At 43.1% G+C, this 18,441-nt stretch carries 13 protein-coding genes and 1 pseudogene; 5 read left to right on the forward strand and 9 right to left on the reverse strand.

The features are described 5' to 3' along the window. The first annotated feature begins 692 nt into the window (after positions 1–692). Entirely contained in the window at positions 693–2,843 is a 2,151-nt protein-coding gene (locus HWQ39_RS04885; protein ID WP_292842182.1) for a calcium-binding protein, read from the forward strand. Between the two features lie 156 nt (positions 2,844–2,999). Here the strand turns inward: HWQ39_RS04885 and HWQ39_RS04890 are convergent, their stop codons facing one another. Beyond that, positions 3,000–6,260 (reverse strand): DEAD/DEAH box helicase, encoded by a 3,261-nt coding sequence (locus tag HWQ39_RS04890; RefSeq protein WP_292842184.1) that lies wholly within the window; start codon positions 6,258–6,260, stop codon positions 3,000–3,002. 146 nt (positions 6,261–6,406) lie between these two features. Between HWQ39_RS04890 and HWQ39_RS04895 the strand changes: the two genes are divergently transcribed. Both HWQ39_RS04895 and HWQ39_RS04900 read left to right on the forward strand, forming a co-directional pair. Further along, on the forward strand, positions 6,407–6,952 hold the full coding sequence (locus HWQ39_RS04895) for an N-acetyltransferase (protein WP_292842186.1): 546 nt from the start codon (positions 6,407–6,409) through the stop codon (positions 6,950–6,952). Between the two features lie 101 nt (positions 6,953–7,053). Continuing rightward, entirely contained in the window at positions 7,054–9,210 is a 2,157-nt protein-coding gene (locus HWQ39_RS04900; RefSeq protein WP_292842188.1) for a polyribonucleotide nucleotidyltransferase, read from the forward strand. 238 nt (positions 9,211–9,448) lie between these two features. On the opposite strand, the gene HWQ39_RS04905 is transcribed toward HWQ39_RS04900, so the two are convergent. The 5 genes and pseudogenes from HWQ39_RS04905 to HWQ39_RS04925 form a co-directional block, all read right to left on the reverse strand. Beyond that, positions 9,449–10,681: a DUF1501 domain-containing protein gene (locus HWQ39_RS04905; protein ID WP_292842190.1), complete on the reverse strand. Its 1,233-nt coding sequence runs from the start codon at positions 10,679–10,681 to the stop codon at positions 9,449–9,451. Positions 10,682–10,835: 154 nt separating this feature from the next. After that, positions 10,836–12,371: pseudogene (locus tag HWQ39_RS04910) on the reverse strand (DUF1800 domain-containing protein). A 4-nt stretch (positions 12,372–12,375) separates the two neighbouring features. After that, positions 12,376–12,840: a Spy/CpxP family protein refolding chaperone gene (locus tag HWQ39_RS04915; RefSeq protein ID WP_292842192.1), complete on the reverse strand. Its 465-nt coding sequence runs from the start codon at positions 12,838–12,840 to the stop codon at positions 12,376–12,378. Between the two features lie 12 nt (positions 12,841–12,852). Beyond that, positions 12,853–13,200, reverse strand: a complete 348-nt coding sequence (locus tag HWQ39_RS04920; protein ID WP_292842194.1) for a hypothetical protein — start codon at positions 13,198–13,200, stop codon at positions 12,853–12,855. Between the two features lie 90 nt (positions 13,201–13,290). Beyond that, the gene (locus tag HWQ39_RS04925) at positions 13,291–13,887 is read right to left on the reverse strand and encodes a sigma-70 family RNA polymerase sigma factor (protein WP_292842196.1); all 597 of its coding nucleotides are present in this window, start codon (positions 13,885–13,887) and stop codon (positions 13,291–13,293) included. Between the two features lie 185 nt (positions 13,888–14,072). Here HWQ39_RS04925 and HWQ39_RS04930 point away from each other — a divergent pair, with 185 nt between their 5' ends. Beyond that, the gene (locus tag HWQ39_RS04930) at positions 14,073–14,324 is read left to right on the forward strand and encodes a hypothetical protein (protein WP_292842198.1); all 252 of its coding nucleotides are present in this window, start codon (positions 14,073–14,075) and stop codon (positions 14,322–14,324) included. An 84-nt stretch (positions 14,325–14,408) separates the two neighbouring features. Here the strand turns inward: HWQ39_RS04930 and HWQ39_RS04935 are convergent, their stop codons facing one another. Further along, positions 14,409–15,092, reverse strand: coding sequence for a DNA-3-methyladenine glycosylase 2 family protein (locus tag HWQ39_RS04935; protein ID WP_292842200.1), 684 nt, complete (start codon positions 15,090–15,092; stop codon positions 14,409–14,411). Between the two features lie 213 nt (positions 15,093–15,305). Further along, on the reverse strand, positions 15,306–16,373 hold the full coding sequence (gene ada / locus HWQ39_RS04940; protein ID WP_292842202.1) for a bifunctional DNA-binding transcriptional regulator/O6-methylguanine-DNA methyltransferase Ada: 1,068 nt from the start codon (positions 16,371–16,373) through the stop codon (positions 15,306–15,308). 397 nt (positions 16,374–16,770) lie between these two features. Here ada and dnaN point away from each other — a divergent pair, with 397 nt between their 5' ends. Beyond that, positions 16,771–17,934 carry a DNA polymerase III subunit beta gene (gene dnaN, locus HWQ39_RS04945; protein ID WP_292842204.1) on the forward strand — a complete coding sequence of 388 codons (1,164 nt, stop codon included), beginning with the start codon at positions 16,771–16,773 and terminating at the stop codon, positions 17,932–17,934. Between the two features lie 72 nt (positions 17,935–18,006). On the opposite strand, the gene HWQ39_RS04950 is transcribed toward dnaN, so the two are convergent. Next, positions 18,007–18,330 (reverse strand): hypothetical protein, encoded by a 324-nt coding sequence (locus HWQ39_RS04950; RefSeq protein ID WP_292842206.1) that lies wholly within the window; start codon positions 18,328–18,330, stop codon positions 18,007–18,009. Positions 18,331–18,441 lie beyond the last annotated feature (111 nt).

Raw genomic sequence — 18,441 nt, forward strand, 5'->3', positions numbered from 1 at the left:
ACGACCCTTATTTATGAATTCACTATTTTGTTATTCTGTCAATGCGTAAGTCCTAGATTAATAATACATCAAAAAAATATTTTTACGTAAAGTTATCAGCAAATAATGTAAAGAATATGCAAAGATGTATCTTTAAGCAAAAAGATTTAAGTAAATACGCTAATATATAGTCTGTGTAAGTTTGTTTAGATGTTCCCTATTTTCAAGCTAGACATCTACGTAAAAAACTTACAAGGAGGGTATGAAAATATATTTTCCGAATAACACTTGACTATTTTCTCTTGTACTAGGACTGAGACGCTGACAAGAAACCAAATATTGAGTGTGAATTTTAGGTATTCAATTGTCAGATTTTTTGACAAAGTTGGAGATTTAATTCCTCTCCCTCTATGCGATGCTACTGGCGATTCAGAGGTATCACCCCTCACACCCACGATTTTATAGGGTTTACGACGCAATATTAATAATGCGATCGCCTAACAAAAGCCTTGTTTTATCGTTCAATCGAGGGGTCTTACCCCCTATTTGCCAACAGTATCCTATGGGCTTCAGGTTTTGATGCCTAATTAGAATCTCCGTTACAAAAGGTAATTGTGAATTTTTAATCATCCTTGTTCACTTAAATTAACGTGGGCCTCCGTTGGAGACTCACGTCAATTTACTGAAAAAATCGATTTAGGTAGGTAAAAGTTATGGCAAATATCATTGGAACCAACGGGAATGATACTTTAGTGGGCAGCGAGTTAGCAGACACGATTAAGGGTCTTGCAGGTAGGGATATCATCACAGCTAACCAGGGCGACGATACCTTAACTGGTGGCGGCGGACAAGATACATTTGTTTACAATGTGGGCGATGGTACTGATATCATCACTGATTTCGGTGGCGTGGGTAAAGGAATTAACCCGACAGCAGCAGTTCTTGCCGAAGTGGATACCATCAAATTCGAGGGCTATCCCTTCACTGCCCGAAATATGCTGCTTACCCAGAATGGCAGCAATCTAGAAATCACCTTTGAAGGAGTAGGGAGTGATGCCAAAGTTATCCTGCAAAACTTCAAATTAGAAAATTTGGAGAACCTGAAAGCTTCTGGGGCAAGACCAGCCATTGGCAATATTCTATTTAATGGACAAACTAGTATTACCGACAGTTTTGATGTCTTTGATGCGAACTCCACTCAAACTAGTCTGTCTAACAAGAACACGGTGACTTTCCTCAATGACCTCGACAACAACATTACAGGTTTAGACGACTCAAATGATGTCATCAATGGTCAGGGGGGTAATGACAAAATCGACGGCAAGAGTGGCAACGACTTGCTACGCGGTGGTGTAGGCAATGATACTCTCATTGGTGGTGCGGGCAATGATACTCTCATTGGTGGTGCGGGCAATAACCTGCTCTCTGGTAGCGATGGCAATGATTCTCTCTCAGTTTCTGGCACCTACAGCTACAGCGGTGTGGCATCTGAGAATAGCACCCTCAACGGTGGCGCTGGTAACGATACATTGAATGCTGAGAATTCAATAGGCAATAACCTGCTCTCTGGTAGCGATGGTAATGATTCTCTCTCAGTTTCTGGCACCTATAACTACGAAGTAAATGTGATATCTGGCAATAACACCCTCAACGGTGGCGCTGGTGACGATCGCTTGAGGGTTGACCTTTCAAGTAGCGATAACCTCCTGGATGGTGGCGATGGCAATGATTATATCTCCGCCTCTGAACGCGATGAAGGCTATGGCGATGAGGTGTCTGGCAATAACACCCTCAACGGTGGTGCTGGTGACGATAGTTTGTATGCTGAGTTTTCAATAGGCAAGAACCTACTGGATGGAGGTAATGGAAATGATATTCTCTCCGTCTATGGCGCCTCTGGTAATAACACCCTTAACGGTGGCACTGGTAACGATTACTTGAGTGCTAGCTATATATCAAGAGGCAATAACTTACTCGATGGTGGCAATGGCAATGATTCTCTTTTTGCCTCTGGCGGCTTCAGCCGCAATCCTTCTGGTGATAACACCCTTAACGGTGGCGCTGGTGACGATTACTTGAATGTCGATCAATCAGAAGGGGATAACCTGCTCTCTGGGGGCGATGGCAATGATTCTCTCTCCGGCTCTACTTACGGTCGTACCTTGTTCGGAGGATCTTCTCAGAACACCACTGGCAATAACACCCTTAAGGGTGGTGCTGGTAACGATTACTTGAATGTTAACTATTCATCAGGCGATAATCTGCTCTCTGGAGACAATGGCAATGATTATCTATCCGCCTCTGGCTACGAGTATGATAATGTCGGCGAAGGAGGCTATCGCAGAGCGTCAGGCAATAACACCCTCAACGGTGGCGCTGGTGCCGATAAATTAATTGTTGATTATTCAACAGGCAAGAACCTACTCTCTGGAGGTGATGGCAATGATACTCTCTCCGCCTATGAGGCATTAAGCAATAACACTCTTTATGGTGGTTTGGGCAATGACTACCTCACAGGTGGAAAAGGTAATGACACCCTCTATGGAAATGATGGTACTGATACCTTTGCTTTTAATAGTTTCAATGAAGGACTTGATAATCTTTATGACTTCAACGCGACTAATGAATTGATTCAGGTATCGGCTGCTGGTTTTGGTGGCGGGTTGTCAACACCTTCACTTTCAGCTTCTCAGTTTACCATCGGAACATCTGCAACCACTAGCACTCAGCGATTTATCTACAACAGCGCTACAGGTGGACTGTTCTTTGACCTTGATGGTAGTGCATCTGAGTTTACTCAGGTAAAATTTGCACAACTAAGTGCTGGATTGTCACTAACCAAAGACAGTTTTGTGATTGTTTAATTCTTCTTTGATTTACGTTGAAGAAGAATTCAGAAGTAAGGAGTCAGCAATCTTGACGCGACTCGAAAATACTCGCTACCGCTGCGCTATCTACCAGTCGCACAGAATACCTTTCCTGTATTCTGGCTCCTGACTCCTGAATTCTGTTTCGATAACTTATTCTGCATCATCGTCAATTACTGCACTGCGATCAAGTAGTAGTAAGTTGCGGAGTTGGTCTGTATCCATTTCAGTTAACCATTCTTCACCAGCACCTACAACTTGTTCAGCTAGTTGTTTCTTACTTTCAATCATGTCATGAATTTTTTCTTCTAGAGTGCCTGTGCAAACAAATTTATGTACTTGCACATTCCGGGTTTGACCAATCCGAAATACTCTATCTGTAGCTTGATTTTCTACGGCTGGATTCCACCATCTATCAAAGTGAAATACATGATTGGCGCGTGTTAAATTCAGTCCTACACCACCAGCTTTTAGAGAAAGAATCATAATCGGTGGCCCTTGAGGATCGTGTTGGAAACGGTCGATCATTTCCTCTCGTTGCTTTTTAGTAGTGCTGCCATATAAAAAGAATATTTCTCGTCCTAGCTGTTTTTCTAAATAGGGTTTAAGTAATTTACCCCACTCAGCAAATTGTGTGAAGATTAAAGCGCGATCGCCTTCTGCTAAAACTTCTTCTAACATTTCTTCTAGCCGCAGAAGTTTTGCTGAATTATGTTGTTCTAATGTCGCCTGTTTCAAGTATTGGGCTGGATGATTGCAGATTTGTTTGAGTTTAATTAATAAAGCTAAAATCATCCCCCGACGTTGCAATCCTTCAGCAGATTCTATCTCTACTAAAGATTGTTCTACAACTTGTTGATAAAGTGCAGCTTGTTCACCAGTTAAACCACAAAATACGGTCATTTCTTGCTTATCTGGTAAATCTTGAATAATGTCGCGATCGCTTTTCAATCGCCGCAGTATAAATGGTTGTACTAATGAACGTAATTGAGTTAACGAAGCCGTATCACCATACTTTTCAATTGGCATCGCAAACCGACGCTGGAAAAATTGCTTATTGCCTAAATATCCGGGATTGAGAAAATCTAAAATAGACCATAATTCTTGCAATCTATTTTCTACTGGTGTCCCCGTTAACGCAATGCGAAATGTAGCTTCTAATTCCCGGACAGCTTTTGACTGCTTCGCCTCTGGATTTTTCACATTCTGGGCTTCGTCTAAAACAATTATCTGCCAAGAGACACTTTGCAATGACTTGATATCTCGATGAAGAAGTGAATAGCTGGTAACGATTAAATCGTGTTTTTTTACGGCTTCTAAAAACGCTTTTCCTTTGGGACGTTTGTCACCGTGATATTGCAAAATTTTCAGGCTTGGTGCAAATTTATTAACTTCTCTTTCCCAATTGCCTAACACTGAAGTTGGACAAACTAGTAGTGTTGGATTTTCTAGTGCATCCTGTTCTTTGAGATGTAGCAAAAAAGCTATGAACTGCACGGTTTTACCGAGTCCCATATCGTCGGCGAGACACGCGCCTAAGCCCCAACGTTCTAAGAATGACAGCCAAGCAGCACCACGTTCTTGATAAGGTCGCAACTGCCCTTTAAAGCCTGCTGGTGTAGGTAAAGGTGCGATCGCTTGATTATTATTTAACGCCCCAATCAACTCTTGCAATGCGCCAGATGCGTCAAAGCTTACTACTGGTAATTTCTCAATTACCTGGGTATCTCCTGTACTGAAACGCAAGGCATCTTCCAAGGAAAGGGTCATTTGGTCTTTGCGAGTGGTAAAAAATGTTTGGGCTGTTTTGATATCTTGGGGTCGCAATTCTACCCACTCGCCATTAATTTCCACTAGCGGACTATTTAAAGCCACAAGTTTATCAAACTCAGCTTTGGAAATAGTTTGTCCACCAATTGCCAATTGCCATTGGAAATTTAGTAGACTCTGTAACCCTAAACGTCCCTGCTTTCCTTTTGGGGTTTCGGCTGTAATTTTCAAACCCAAACGATTTGCCCATCCTTCACGGTTCGCTAAACTGGGAGGCAAAATTACTCCCAAACCACTGTCTTCCAACCTCCAAGCTACAGCTTTGATAAACTCATAAGCTTGTATGGGCGTGATACGAGAAGATTGGGGATATTCCGTTTCAAAGCTGGGTGCGATCGCTGGATATAATCGAGAAGCTACACCCAAACCTCGCAAAAAGGTTTCTTGTGGTTGGTCAATTGTGCGATTTTGATAAACCAATCGTTCAACTGGATTGTTCCAAATAGTCGCCGCATCCACTAAAAACTCAGGATCATCAGCTGCTTGCAGAAAATATGCCAATGTCCAATCTGTTTCGCCAGATTCAGGAGAACGCAGTTGAAAACAGGTACGAAATAGAGTTTTAATAGTTAATTGGTATTGTAGCGGCATAGTCCAGGCCTTCAGTGCCGCTTCCAATCGTTCCACTTCAATGGCATCTGCATTAACTGTATGAGATGCACTAGTTAAGGCTGGCAACCACTGTCGCACTCCACCTGGTAAAGATGCGATTGCCTTAGCTTCAATTGGAGGTTGAGAACCCACCATTTCTCGCACTTGGGCATCTATTGTACTGTTAAGAAATCCCAAAAGTAATTCTTGAGGTTCGGCTGGAAAGTCTACATAAAATAGGGATTGGGGATTAGGGATTGGCGATTGGGAAAACTCTTCTCCAGTCTCCAGTCCCTCTTGATAAGTACGACAAACCAACGGCATGGTTGCAGAAAATTTTTCTAGGCGGGTTCCATCTACAGCACTGTCTAAAAGTACTTGCCATTCGGCAGCAAATGCACCATTTGATTCTCGGTCAATTGTTGGTAAAAACTTACAGCGTGAGATTAAATCTAAATTCCAACGGGCAACTTGCGACCAAAAGCGTAAATCTCCACCTAAAAAGGCATCTTCCCCTTTAGCAGCATTTAAGGGAACAGCAGCGAGAAATTTTACTGCTTCACTGGAGTTGAGAAAAAAACCTTCAACTCGCCACGGTTGCAAATATTGGGGGGAATCTGTATTTTCCCCCAAGCTGGCAGAATGTAGAGGGAAAATCGCTGTTATTCCTTTATCGCTACCTTCTATATAAGTTGGTAGGGCAATGATTTGAGAGTGGGTTGGCAAACTTATCTCAGGCGCACTGGCGGCTTTGCGTGTTCGCCCAGTAGTTGCGATCGCAACTTGGGGTTTTTGGATGAAGTTGGTAATTGCCATGTTCTGGGAACGCAACCACTCACTCAACTCAACTGATGTCATTGCTAATGGATGTAGTGCTATCTCTCCAGATCCATTAGACTCGGAATTTACTCGTGGCGATCGCCAAGTTTCCCCCCAAATAAATAAACAACCATTTTGATTTTTTAGTAACCAATTACAGTGTAAAATCGCCATTTGCTAACTACTCAGATTTTCCCAAAACTCAAGAATTAAAATCGCAACTATTCTACTCTTTGCATCTTCTCAAGAAGATTTATTGACCAATATTTGCATACAATAAATAATATTTAAGTAATTATTCCATATAAAGATTGTTAATAATGAATTTTCCCCTAATTAAAGTCTTAAAAAATGGCATATTAGTTGAACTGGATTATATGCATCCTCAAGAACAGGAGATTGTCAGAGCATTACTCAATGTTGTAATTATTGAAGGTAGAACTTATCCCCAAAAGCAACCTCTCTCTCCTACAGAATTTTCAGCTTACTGGTTAAGTAAGGATGCCTTTGTTGTCAGGACATCTGTTGTAGATCCTACACACAAGTCAAAAGAAATATTAGGGGCATTTTATTTAAAGCCAAACTTTCCCGGTCAGTGTAACCATATTTGCAACGCTGGTTTTATTGTACAACCTGAGTTACGCGGTCAGGGTTTAGGACGGTTCATGGGAGAGGCTATGCTTTCGATCGCAGCAAACCTGGGCTACGAAGCAGTGATGTTTAATTTGGTCTTTGAGACTAATATACCTTCAATTACACTTTGGCAGTCGTTAGGATTTGAGATTATTGGGCGAATTCCGGGTGCGGCGAAGCTAGAGAATGGGCAGGTGGTAGATGCGCTAATCTTATATCACACTTTGCGTTAAACGACTTGTCTATCTTTGTATGTACTAGAAGTCAGCCATAGGGCATAAATGTTAGCATTGCCACAGAAAGAGAATAGCGAAAGAGAAGGAAAAAAAACTGAATGGCAGAAGTTGATAAGTCAATATCCTTCGATGGAAGGGATATTCGACTGAAAGTAGGCCTACTAGCTCCCCAGGCAGGTGGGTCGGTTTTGATAGAATCAGGGGACACATCCGTTTTAGTGACGGCTACGCGATCGCAAGCCAGAGAAGGCATTGATTTTCTTCCGCTCACAGTAGATTATGAAGAAAGGCTATATGCTGCTGGTAGGATTCCCGGCGGGATCATGCGGCGCGAAGGTCGTCCACCAGAAAAAACAATTCTCACCAGCCGTCTTATAGACCGTCCCATGCGTCCTTTGTTCCCGTCATGGTTGCGGGATGACTTGCAAATTATTGCCTTAACGCTGTCGATGGACGAGTTAGTTCCACCCGATGTGTTAGCAGTTACAGGCGCTTCCATTGCTACCCTGATTGCCCAGATTCCTTTTAATGGGCCAATGGCAGCAGTGCGGGTTGGTTTAGTGGGAGATGATTTTATTATTAACCCCACTTATGCAGAAACCGAAGCGGGAGATTTGGATCTGATAGTAGCAGGTTCACCACATGGCGTGATCATGGTGGAAGCGGGAGCCAATCAGTTGCCAGAGCGAGATATTCTCGAAGCGATTGATTTTGGTTATGAAGCGGTGCGAGACTTAATCAAAGCGCAGCAAGATTTAATTGCAGAACTGGGTCTAGTAATAGTGCAAGAAGCACCACCAGAAGTAGACCAAACGTTAGAAAATTATATCCGCGATCGCGCCAACGGTCAGATTAAGAAAATCCTGTCTCAATTTAGTTTGACCAAACCCGAACGCGATGCAGCTTTAGATGTCGTCAAGGATGAAATTGCCGCGACGATTACTGAACTGTCAGAAGAAGACCCAATTCGAGTTGCTGCAACTGCAAATAAGAAGGCACTTGGTAACACTTTTAAAGATATTACCAAACACTTCATGCGGCGACAAATCATCGAAGATAACGTCCGCGTTGATGGTCGTAAACTCGATCAAGTGCGTCCGGTTTCTTGTTTAGTTGATGTCTTACCAAAGCGAGTCCACGGTAGCGGTTTATTTAACCGCGAACTAACTCAAGTATTATCCACTTGTACTTTGGGTACACCTGGGGATGCTCAAAACCTCAACGATGACATGCAGCTAGATCAGCACAAGCGTTACCTGCATCATTACAACTTTCCGCCCTTCTCAGTCGGTGAAACCAAGCCAATGCGGGCCCCAGGAAGGCGCGAAATTGGTCACGGGGCATTGGCAGAACGAGCGCTAATCCCTGTGCTACCGTCCAAAGAACAATTCCCCTACGTGATTCGTATCGTATCGGAAGTACTTTCTTCCAACGGTTCCACCTCAATGGGTTCAGTCTGCGGTTCCACCCTCGCCCTGATGGATGCTGGTGTACCAATTCTCAAACCCGTTAGTGGCGCGGCAATGGGTCTGATTAAGGAAGGGGACGAAGTACGAGTCCTGACCGACATCCAAGGTATTGAAGACTTTTTGGGTGACATGGACTTCAAAGTTGCCGGGACGGATACCGGGATTACTGCCTTGCAAATGGATATGAAAATCTCCGGTTTGTCTTTGGAGGTGATAGCCCAAGCCGTCCACCAAGCCAAAGCAGCCCGATTGCATATTCTAGAGAAAATGCTCGCCTGCATTGACACGCCACGGACTGAAACCTCAGCTTATGCCCCACGTCTGTTAACAATCAAGATTGATTCAGACATGATTGGTTTGGTCATCGGGCCCGGAGGCAAGACTATTAAGGGAATCACAGAGGAAACTGGTGCAAAAATTGACATCGAAGATGATGGCACTGTGACAATTTCTGCTGTGGATGAGAACAAAGCGAAGAGAGCCAGAAATATCATCCAAGGCATGACTCGCAAGTTGCACGAAGGGGATGTCTACGCAGGACGCATTACTCGGATTATACCGATAGGTGCATTTGTGGAATTTTTGCCTGGAAAAGAAGGCATGATTCACATATCTCAACTAGCTGACTACCGCGTTGGCAAAGTTGAAGATGAAGTAGCGGTGGGCGATGAAGTGATTATCAAAGTGCGCGAAATTGATAACAAAGGTCGGATTAATCTTACCCGCTTGGGTATCCACCCAGATCAAGCAGCAGCAGCAAGAGAAGCTGCGGCGGTGAATCGGTAACTCGATTTGGGGTTTTAGATTAGATTAAATCTAAAATCCGCGATGCCTACTGTGAAGGCATCGCCGTATGCTTCTCTAAATTAGTTGCACAAAATTTATTAAGAGAAAGTAATCAGGATCAAATTGATGAAACTCATGTCTGTAAATTTTCTCAACCACTATGAATATAATCTTTTTATCAGAAAATCTCTGAAAAAATTGCTTGAGCATTAAACGAATCATTGCAACATAAGTAAATTTACTTGATGATTAATGCTACTTTCTCAGCAGAAACGTAATTTGGCAACACGTGATTCAATTTTGCTTCGTTGAGATGCAGATGATCTGACAACACAGCAGAGATTACATCCCGAAAATCAGTAGTAATAGCCAAGTCCCTACCTTGGTAAAGTTGGGTTGTAGATAGACCAGGCCATTCACCATAAACTTTACCACCGCGAATATTACCACCCAAAACCCACATAACATTCCCGTGACCGTGGTCAGTACCACCATTATCATTTTGCTTGACTGTACGACCAAACTCAGACATCACGACAATTGTCGTATTCTGATAAACGCTCCCTAAACCTTCGACTAAAGTGGCCAAACCCGAACCCAATTTTTTGAGATTTCGAGCTAATAGTCCTTGAGTGCTACCTTGATTGACATGGGTATCCCAACCTCCCAAAGCTATAAACCCTAACTCAATTCTGGGGTCTTTTAGCATTAGTTGTGCCAATCGTTGGGCATCGCTGGCGAAGCCATCAGGTGAAGGCGCGCCATTATTCGCCATTTTCATTTCACTATCTAGGTCATTCATGATCGCCTGACGCGCCATCCGTCCCTGTTGATAGGTCTGACTTAAGGCATCATTACCGCCATAAAGTTGGTCAAATACTGCTGCTAATTGAGGACGATCTATTGGCAGAGGTCTGTTAGCATTTCTTCCTGATGCTATGTTAGCTACAGGCATCCGTCCAGATAAAATCCAGGGTGTTGTTTCTCCGACACTTACCGCTTGGATGGGTGTTTTTTGAGAAATCACACCTAATAAACGATTCATCCAACCATCCTGAGTATGTTTATTACCAGGGGTAGCGCTTTCCATGTATTCTTGGGCATCAAAGTGAGAACGAGTTGGATCGGGTGAACCACAGGCATGAACAAAGGCCAAACTCTTCTGTTGCCAGAAAGGCATCAAAAAATCTAATACTGGATGTAAGCCAAAGCGTCCATCTAAATCTATTACTCCCCCTTCCTTCCCTGGTTGGGGAATAGCAATTTGCGGTCGGGCTTGATAGTAAGCTGTCTCTGAGTAAGGAACTACGATGTTTAAACCGTCTACTGCCCCCCGGAGGAAAATTACAATCAAGCGCTTCTGATCGCTGTTTGGGGTAGCCGATCTAGCTATCCAAGGATTGCTGCTTACTGCTGCGATCGCGGAAGCTGAAAAAATTCCACCTTGGATTAGGAAGTCACGTCTTTTCATATATAATTAAAATTACTGAGTTATGGCTATTTCAAATTCGCTTCTGTGTCTCGGCTAGAACTGCTATGTCAACAACCTAGTTCTAAAGACCAATACCTTAGCCAAAAAAAGAGCCTTGATAATTAATTTTTGACAAAACTGGCAAAAACTGTAACTAATGATGCATAAATTCTGGACTGCCCAAAATTAAAGCACTATGGATTTGAGGGGAACTAGAGGCGATCGCATTCTGCGTTTTCATTGACAAAGAATTGCCCAATGTATTGGTTAGTTGCCAAGCATCAACAGGAATACTGGGAGACTTTTGTAAAGGTTTTTGCCCTGTGCCGATTTGCTCCCTCTGTTCTATATTTGTAGGGATGGCTGATAAGGGTAAATTTCCATTAGCGATCGCCGCAGCAAAACTGAGGCGGCGGTTCATTGCATCAGGATTTAACCACACATCTGCTGTGTTTTTGTAACCATCTGGGGTTTGACAACCGTATAAAGGCATTCCCAACTGTTGCAGCAGATTGGAGATTGGTCTTGTGTTCTCTACTTCCACGCCTGTGGCCCTCACCGCAGAGATAGCATATTGATAGGGTGTTTTAAACTTGGCATTAAAATTTTTGGCATCCCAGAATTCCTGACTGTGGAATAGGGTGTTGAGAACCTCACGAATATTGCCATCAGTGGCCAGATAACGGTGTGTGAGATTGTTTACCAGAGTCGTTGGGGGAAGATCGCTGACAAAATATTGAGCTATTTGATAGCTGATGTGACGTGCAGTTGCCGGACTGTGAGCCAAAATATCTAAAGCTTCCTCCCCTTGAGATTCACCACCACTTTTAATTGTGTGTCCCAGGAAAACTTTGTCGCTAAAATCATGACGCTTTGGATTGAAGTAAAATCCGAAAGTATTATCTGTCTGCTGACCAGGACGACTGAAACCCCAACCACTTAAAATCCGCGCCAGAACAAGTACATCTTGCTGAGTATAACCTCCATCTACGCCGAGAGTGTGTAATTCCATAAGTTCGCGGGCATAGTTCTCATTCAAGCCGCGGATATTACCTTGAGCATCGGGGTGGTTGTCAGCCCGATTTTGGAAGTTATCTAGATAATATTGCATAGCTGGATGATGAGCTGTTGCCCCTAACAGGTCACGAAAGCGACCCAAAGCATAAGGTCGAATTGCTTGTTGTTCATAAGCTCCCACCCAGAGGCGATCGCGTCCTTTAGCAGCATCCACATTAAAATGGTTATACCAAAAGTCCACCATCACTTCCTGGAGTTATCGGGGACTACTAGTTGCTTCTAATAATCGCCCCTGCACTGACTCATCTAGCACTTGTTTCGCCCACTTATTGGCAGCTTTTCTTTCTAATGGGGTGGGTTTTTGCCCTGGAAGATTAGTTGTGCCATGTTCTGAAAGTTCCACCGGATTCAAGTAGAGAGTATTTAGCTGCTTGAGTTGGCTGGTGAGACTTTGCGGTTCGGGAATCGATTCCGGTGAGAGTTGCTCCTGAATGTATCGCTCTACACCCAAAGACTCCACTCTTTGCACATCTCCCGGACGAGGGCCAAAGCTGAGGCGATTAATTATATGTAATACTTTTGGGTCAACAGGTGTGGAAGCTGCATCACTAGGAGGAATTGACCCCAGTAAGATCAACAGCAACAACCCCCAAAATTTAGGCTTTACAGTCATAGAGTTAATTGTGTTGTGCGGGAGGATTTTTCTTATACATGCGATCGGCAAATTTCTGCCGTTGCTCTGGGTTCAAGATTTCCCGAATCGCAAGGGTATTTTCAAACTGGGTATCACTAAGCTGCTGCTTTAGAAGCTTAATTTGGTTATATTTACCTCGCACTTGCTCTTTAGTAGCTGTCCCTGCGATCAGGTCATGTAATTCCTGTTGCCCTTGACGGATTTCCTGTGATTTTTGGGCTATCTGCTGTTTGGATTGATTACGAATTTGCTTAATCTGTTGTAGTTGCTGGGATGTCAAATTCAAATCTTTGAGCCATCCCTCTGATTTAGCACGGTTTGGACGAGTTACACCTGTGGGGTTTTGGGCAATGACTTGCTGTGAAATTAAAGTTGGCTTGGCCAGAGCAATAGTGCTACCAAGGGCAATCATCGCCGCCGCCAAAATGGAAACACGACGGATTAACATTAAAGCGATCTCCTATTCAGTATCTAAGTCTGTAAAATGCCATACATCACTTTCTAGATGTTCATTACTGACTGTACCTTGCCAATTGCTTTCAATAAAACCTTCCAATGTGGCAATTTCAGCCGGATTTGGTTGAGTCGGGATGAAGGCACGGTAGCCAACGATCGCAGCGACTAATCCAGCTGCAAGAGTAGGTAGAACTAACCTCGGTCTTGAATAGTGGCGTAAGGGTGGCTGAGTGTAAGCTTTCACCTGTTGTAAAATTTGTTGTTCTAAATCAGGCGAGGCTGGCGGAACATCTGGGCGATGTTGGCAGAGAAAATTAACTAGGTCAGGATCATCATTGGGTAACTGAGTCACGTTGCTTCGCTCCGAATTCAAAATTCAAAATTCTTGCATTATTGATCCCCATAAATAAATTTAGAGGCTTGTATCATAAGTCGTTTTCGGTCATAGCTGCACCCCTTGGTTTTGGAGAAATTGACGCATCGCAGCACGAGCATGAAATAGGCGTGACTTGACTGTTCCCAGGGGAATGTCCAGGATTTGTGCTACCTCTTTTTGAGGTACTTCTTCCAAATCATGCAAAACCAATATCGTGCGATGGTCAAAACTTAGGTTTGCAAGTCCTCGTTGCACAAGGTCTTGATAATGCAGATTCATTAACTCTGGTGCTTCCTGTTGGGTAGGAGTTTTTTGACTGAGAATCTGTAATTGAGTTCGCCTTTGAACATCTACTTGTCGCTGGTCATAAGCGACGTTCCAAGCGATTCGGTACAGCCAGGTAGAAAATTTTGCTGTTTGGCGAAACTTGGGCAATCCTTTCCAGGCTTGCAGAAACACTTCCTGCACCACATCGTCGAGGCTGGCAGGAGTACAGAGTTTATAGAGGATTGACCTGACTCTTTGCTGATGGCGACGGTAAAGCTGACCATAGCTTTGGGTATCACCTCGTAGGCATTGCTGTACTAGATAACTGTCAGATTCGCTTTCTAATTCACCAATCAATTGATTTGCTTTTGAAACCTTGGCTGGCACAACTAACACCTGAGGCGTTCTCCTCTATCCGTTTCGTTGCTTGTATTTATTAGACCGGATGAATGGGAAAAAGGTTCAAATCAGATCGACGCCACACAATGAGCAATTAAGAATTGGTCTGCCCTAATTGAACCTTTTGTAAAAGGAAGAAGTCTAAAGCTATAGATTTCTGGTTCAATCAAAGGTATGTCTTTATGAACATGAAAAGAATTCTCTCATCTTGTTTGTTAGGTGTTTTGCTAACTTCGAGTGTTTTAGCAGACCGTGCATCTGCTCAAGTAGAAGTTATTCTAGGAAACAATCACCGACATGAGTGGCGCGAACGAGAACAAGCGAGGCTGGCTTGGTTACGTAGAGAGCGTGAACAACGTGAGCGCCGTGAATGGGAACATAGACAACATGAAAAACGTGAATGGCGCTTAAGACATGAGTATGACTATCGCTAATAAATAGACTTTCTCATTCAGATGGGGTACAACGTTATATCGCAAGGTGTAGGGGCAATTTATGAATTGCCCCTACGTGTGTACCTAACGTAAACGAGAACCGCTATAGGCAGAATTGGCATTACTCAGATAGTAGTGCCATAGAAGTCTTGCCGCAACCGCTCGCCACGGTTGCCAGTGCTGTGTCATTGCTTCTAGTTGTGCTGGTGTTGGACGCGTCGCCAATTTTTTGAGTCGCTGTAAAGCGATCGCGATCGCTAAATCACCTTTGGGAAAGACATCAGGACGTTGCAGCGCCATCAGTAAATAAATATCGACTGTCCAGTCTCCTATGCCTTTGAGGCGCTTTAACTCAGTTCTAATAGTAGTTTCATCCATTCTTTCCAGCTTGGTTAGGTCAAGTTGACCAGTTGCAACCGCATTCGCCAACCCACGACAGTATAGAATCTTTTGCCGACTAAATCCAATCCCTTTTAATTGAGGATCATCCAATGTCAGAAAGTTTTCTGGGGTCAGAGTTACAACAACCCTACAGAGTCGGGTAAATACGGCCTTTGCTGCTGCTAAGGAAACTTGCTGTTCCAGAATTATGCACAGAAGCGTTGCAAAACCCGGTTCTCTTGACCATATTGGTGGAGGCCCCAGTGTCTCTAAAATCCAAGCCAAATCACTGTCAAGATTGGCAAGCACCATTAGACCACGGGTCAGACTTTCTTCAGTCAATGATTCTAGTTCAGGTGTTTGTGCGGCTGTTTCTTCTAATGTCATCTTTGAGAAATTTCAACCTAAAAAAAATTAGGATACAGAGCAAGTTAATTGATTTATCAAACAGAATTCAGGAGTCAGAATTCAGGAGTCAGAATTTAGAATGAATTATGTATGACTATTCTCACCGGAGCTTTCGGAGTCTTTGCCCCTGAATTCTGACTTACTCTTCAAGAGAATTGTCATTTTTAATTTTTAATTTTTAATTTTTAATTTTTAATTCCCCTTGGAGGTTGATTCTTGTGTGAGCAGTATTTGTTTGCGTTCTATTCCCCAGTGATAACCACCAAGACTGCCATCACTCCGCAGTACACGGTGACACGGTACAATCAACGCTATCGGATTAGCCCCACAAGCATTTCCCACCGCACGGACTGCTTGGGGTTTGGCAATATCACAGGCGATATCAGTGTATGTACGCGTTTCACCATAAGGAATTTTTTGTAATGCTTGCCAAACCTGTTTCTGAAATGCTGTACCACGGACATCAAGTGGTAAATCGAGATGTACCTCACTTCCTGCAATAAAGTCGAGGATTGCTTGTATCCATTCTTTGTGTGTGTGGTCATCATGGATGATGTGCGCTTGATGAAATTCCTGATTCAAGATATGTTCAAGCTTGTCTGCTTCATCACCTAGTTTAACGGCACAGATACCCTTTTCTGTTGTTGCCACAAGCAAATATCCTAGTGGACACGGAGCGATCGCATAGACAATACTAATTGTCTTTCCAGCTTGTTGGTAAGTCTTTGGTGTCATTCCCAGTTGTTTAGGTGCTTTCTCATAGAGTTGACTACTTGAACCATACCCTGTGTCGTAAACGGCGTGAGCAATTTCTTCCCCTGACTGAAGACGCTGTTTCAATCGTTGGCTACGCAGCGCATCTGCATATTGAAAAGGCGATACACCAATTATTTGCTTGAATCTCCTTTGTAAGTAACTAGTACTCATTCCCACTTGAGAACATAGTTCCGAAAGGGTTGGGATGCGATCGCCTTGTGCTTCAATATATCGACATACTGCTAAGACTTTGGCTGTGCTTGGAACTGTTTCAGATTGTGGTTGACAGCGCTTACAAGGTCGAAAACCTGCAATTTCAGCCTCTTGTGCTGATTGAAAGAAACAAACTTGATTGCGATTTGGTCGGCGACTAGGGCAAATAGACCGACAATAAATGCCTGTAGAGCGAACACCATAGAACAGCTTACCTGCAAAACTGGGATCTCGATTGAGAACTGCTTCCCAGAGGGTTTTCTCTAAAAGTTGTGTCTGTTGTAATTGCATTGATGCCTCTGCTGCCATTTCTGGTAAATCATCTGGCGATCGCTACGTACTAAACTTGATACAGCAGTTTGCAAGTAACTGAGGTACAAAAGAGTTTCTATCTCCTGCCTCAAAAAACGCCATAACACTAGATTAAGTCTATTGAAAAACTACTTTCTATCTGATTGTTGCGATCAAAGTCGGCTCAGTTTGGTGTAACTACGGTTAAACGATATTACATCCGATGCCTGTGGTGTTATCGTTGCGATCGCATTTAATTTCCGAGAATAATTTACGATCAGGGACTTCCAAATAAAAAATATCCTGAGATAGGCAAGATGTCTATCGTTTTTAAACATGTAATATGTCTATGAACAATAAGGGTGTTACGATATCTTTCACCAGCTGAATCTGACTTATGAAATTAGTTTGCTCCCAAAGCGATCTCAGTACAAACCTCTCACTCGTTAGTCGTGCAGTACCTTCACGACCGACTCATCCTGTACTTGCCAATGTGCTGCTACAAGCGGATGCCCAAACTAACCAAGTAAGCTTAACAGCCTTCGATCTCAGCTTGGGAATCCGCACCAGCTTTAATGCTGAGGTATGGCAAAGTGGCGCGATCGCACTTCCTGCTAAATTACTTGTAGACATCACCTCTCGTCTTCCAGAAGGCGAAATCACTCTCGATGATGAATCAGCCCTTACAGGCGCAACATCCGGTGGAGAAGGCTTAATTGTTACACTCACGCCCAAAAGTGGACATTACCAAGTCCGAGCAATGGGGCCAGAAGAATTTCCCGAACTACCTGTAATTGAAAATACAGAGGTAATCCATCTCACCACTACTGCATTAATTGAGGGATTACGAGGTTCATTATTTGCTACCAGTGCTGATGAAACCAAGCAAGTACTCACTGGTGTGCATTTAACAGTTAAACAAGATACTTTAGAATTTGCAGCTACCGACGGACATCGCCTCGCAGTTGTAGAAACTAGCAACGAGCGCCCTTTGGGTGGAACGACTCAACTAGAAGTAACAGTACCAGCTAGAGCATTACGCGAACTCCAACGAATGCTAGCTCATAGCGCCTCATCAGATGAACCTGTAGCTTTATATTTCGATCAAGGTCAAGTTGTGTTTGCATGGCAAAATCAACGCTTGACTAGTCGCACATTAGAAGGGCAATATCCTGCTTATAGACAACTAATCCCCCGCCAATTTGAGCGACAAGTGACAATTGAACGGCGACAATTTGTCAGCACTTTAGAACGGATTGCGGTGCTAGCCGATCAGAAAAATAATATTGTCAAACTGAGTATTGATAGCGAAGCCCAAGAAATTACCTTATCATGTGAAGCTCAAGATGTAGGCAGTGGTCGAGAGTCAATGCCGGCACAGATTTCTGGTGAAAATATTGACATTGCCTTTAACATTAAATATTTGATGGAAGGTTTGAAAGAGTTACCATCTTCCGAAATTCAAATGCATTTAAATCAAAGCCTAACGCCAGTGATTTTTACACCATTAGGTGGTTTGAAAATGACTTATTTAGCTATGCCGGTGCAACTTAGAAGTTAAAAATACGCTGTAGGTAGCATATCTGTGCTACCTACAGCGTATTTTTGTTTTCACAGCAGATATGCATCTATATTAAGTAATCCATATCAGATTAACTTTGTCCCCCTTCATCCCCATACGTACTATAAATTCATGTCCATCATCAGCAAAACTCAGCTTCCACAAATAGGTCTGAGTTCCTCCTTGTTTGAGATGACCGAAGTAAGTAGTTGTATAACCCTCAGACATACGTGGAATTAGCGGGGAGCTAACTTGGTCAAAAATTTCTTTGGTAATATCTGCTTTGTAGTCTGAATCACCTACTGTAAGGAAAAGGTCGTAATTTCCCGTAGCAGTGGTATCCAAGATAGTCTGCAAACAACTGATGACGTTTTCAGAGGGATTTATCGAATTCATAATTACGTATGCTCCTAAGCGTTAAACCCTAGCCAAGTATAAATCAGGTTACTAGCTATCTATCACTTATCAATCAATTTACTATGCTTTCACCCCAAAACTCAAATTTTG

The sequence above is a fragment of the Nostoc sp. NMS8 genome (assembly GCF_017115045.1).
Classification (GTDB): domain Bacteria; phylum Cyanobacteriota; class Cyanobacteriia; order Cyanobacteriales; family Nostocaceae; genus Nostoc.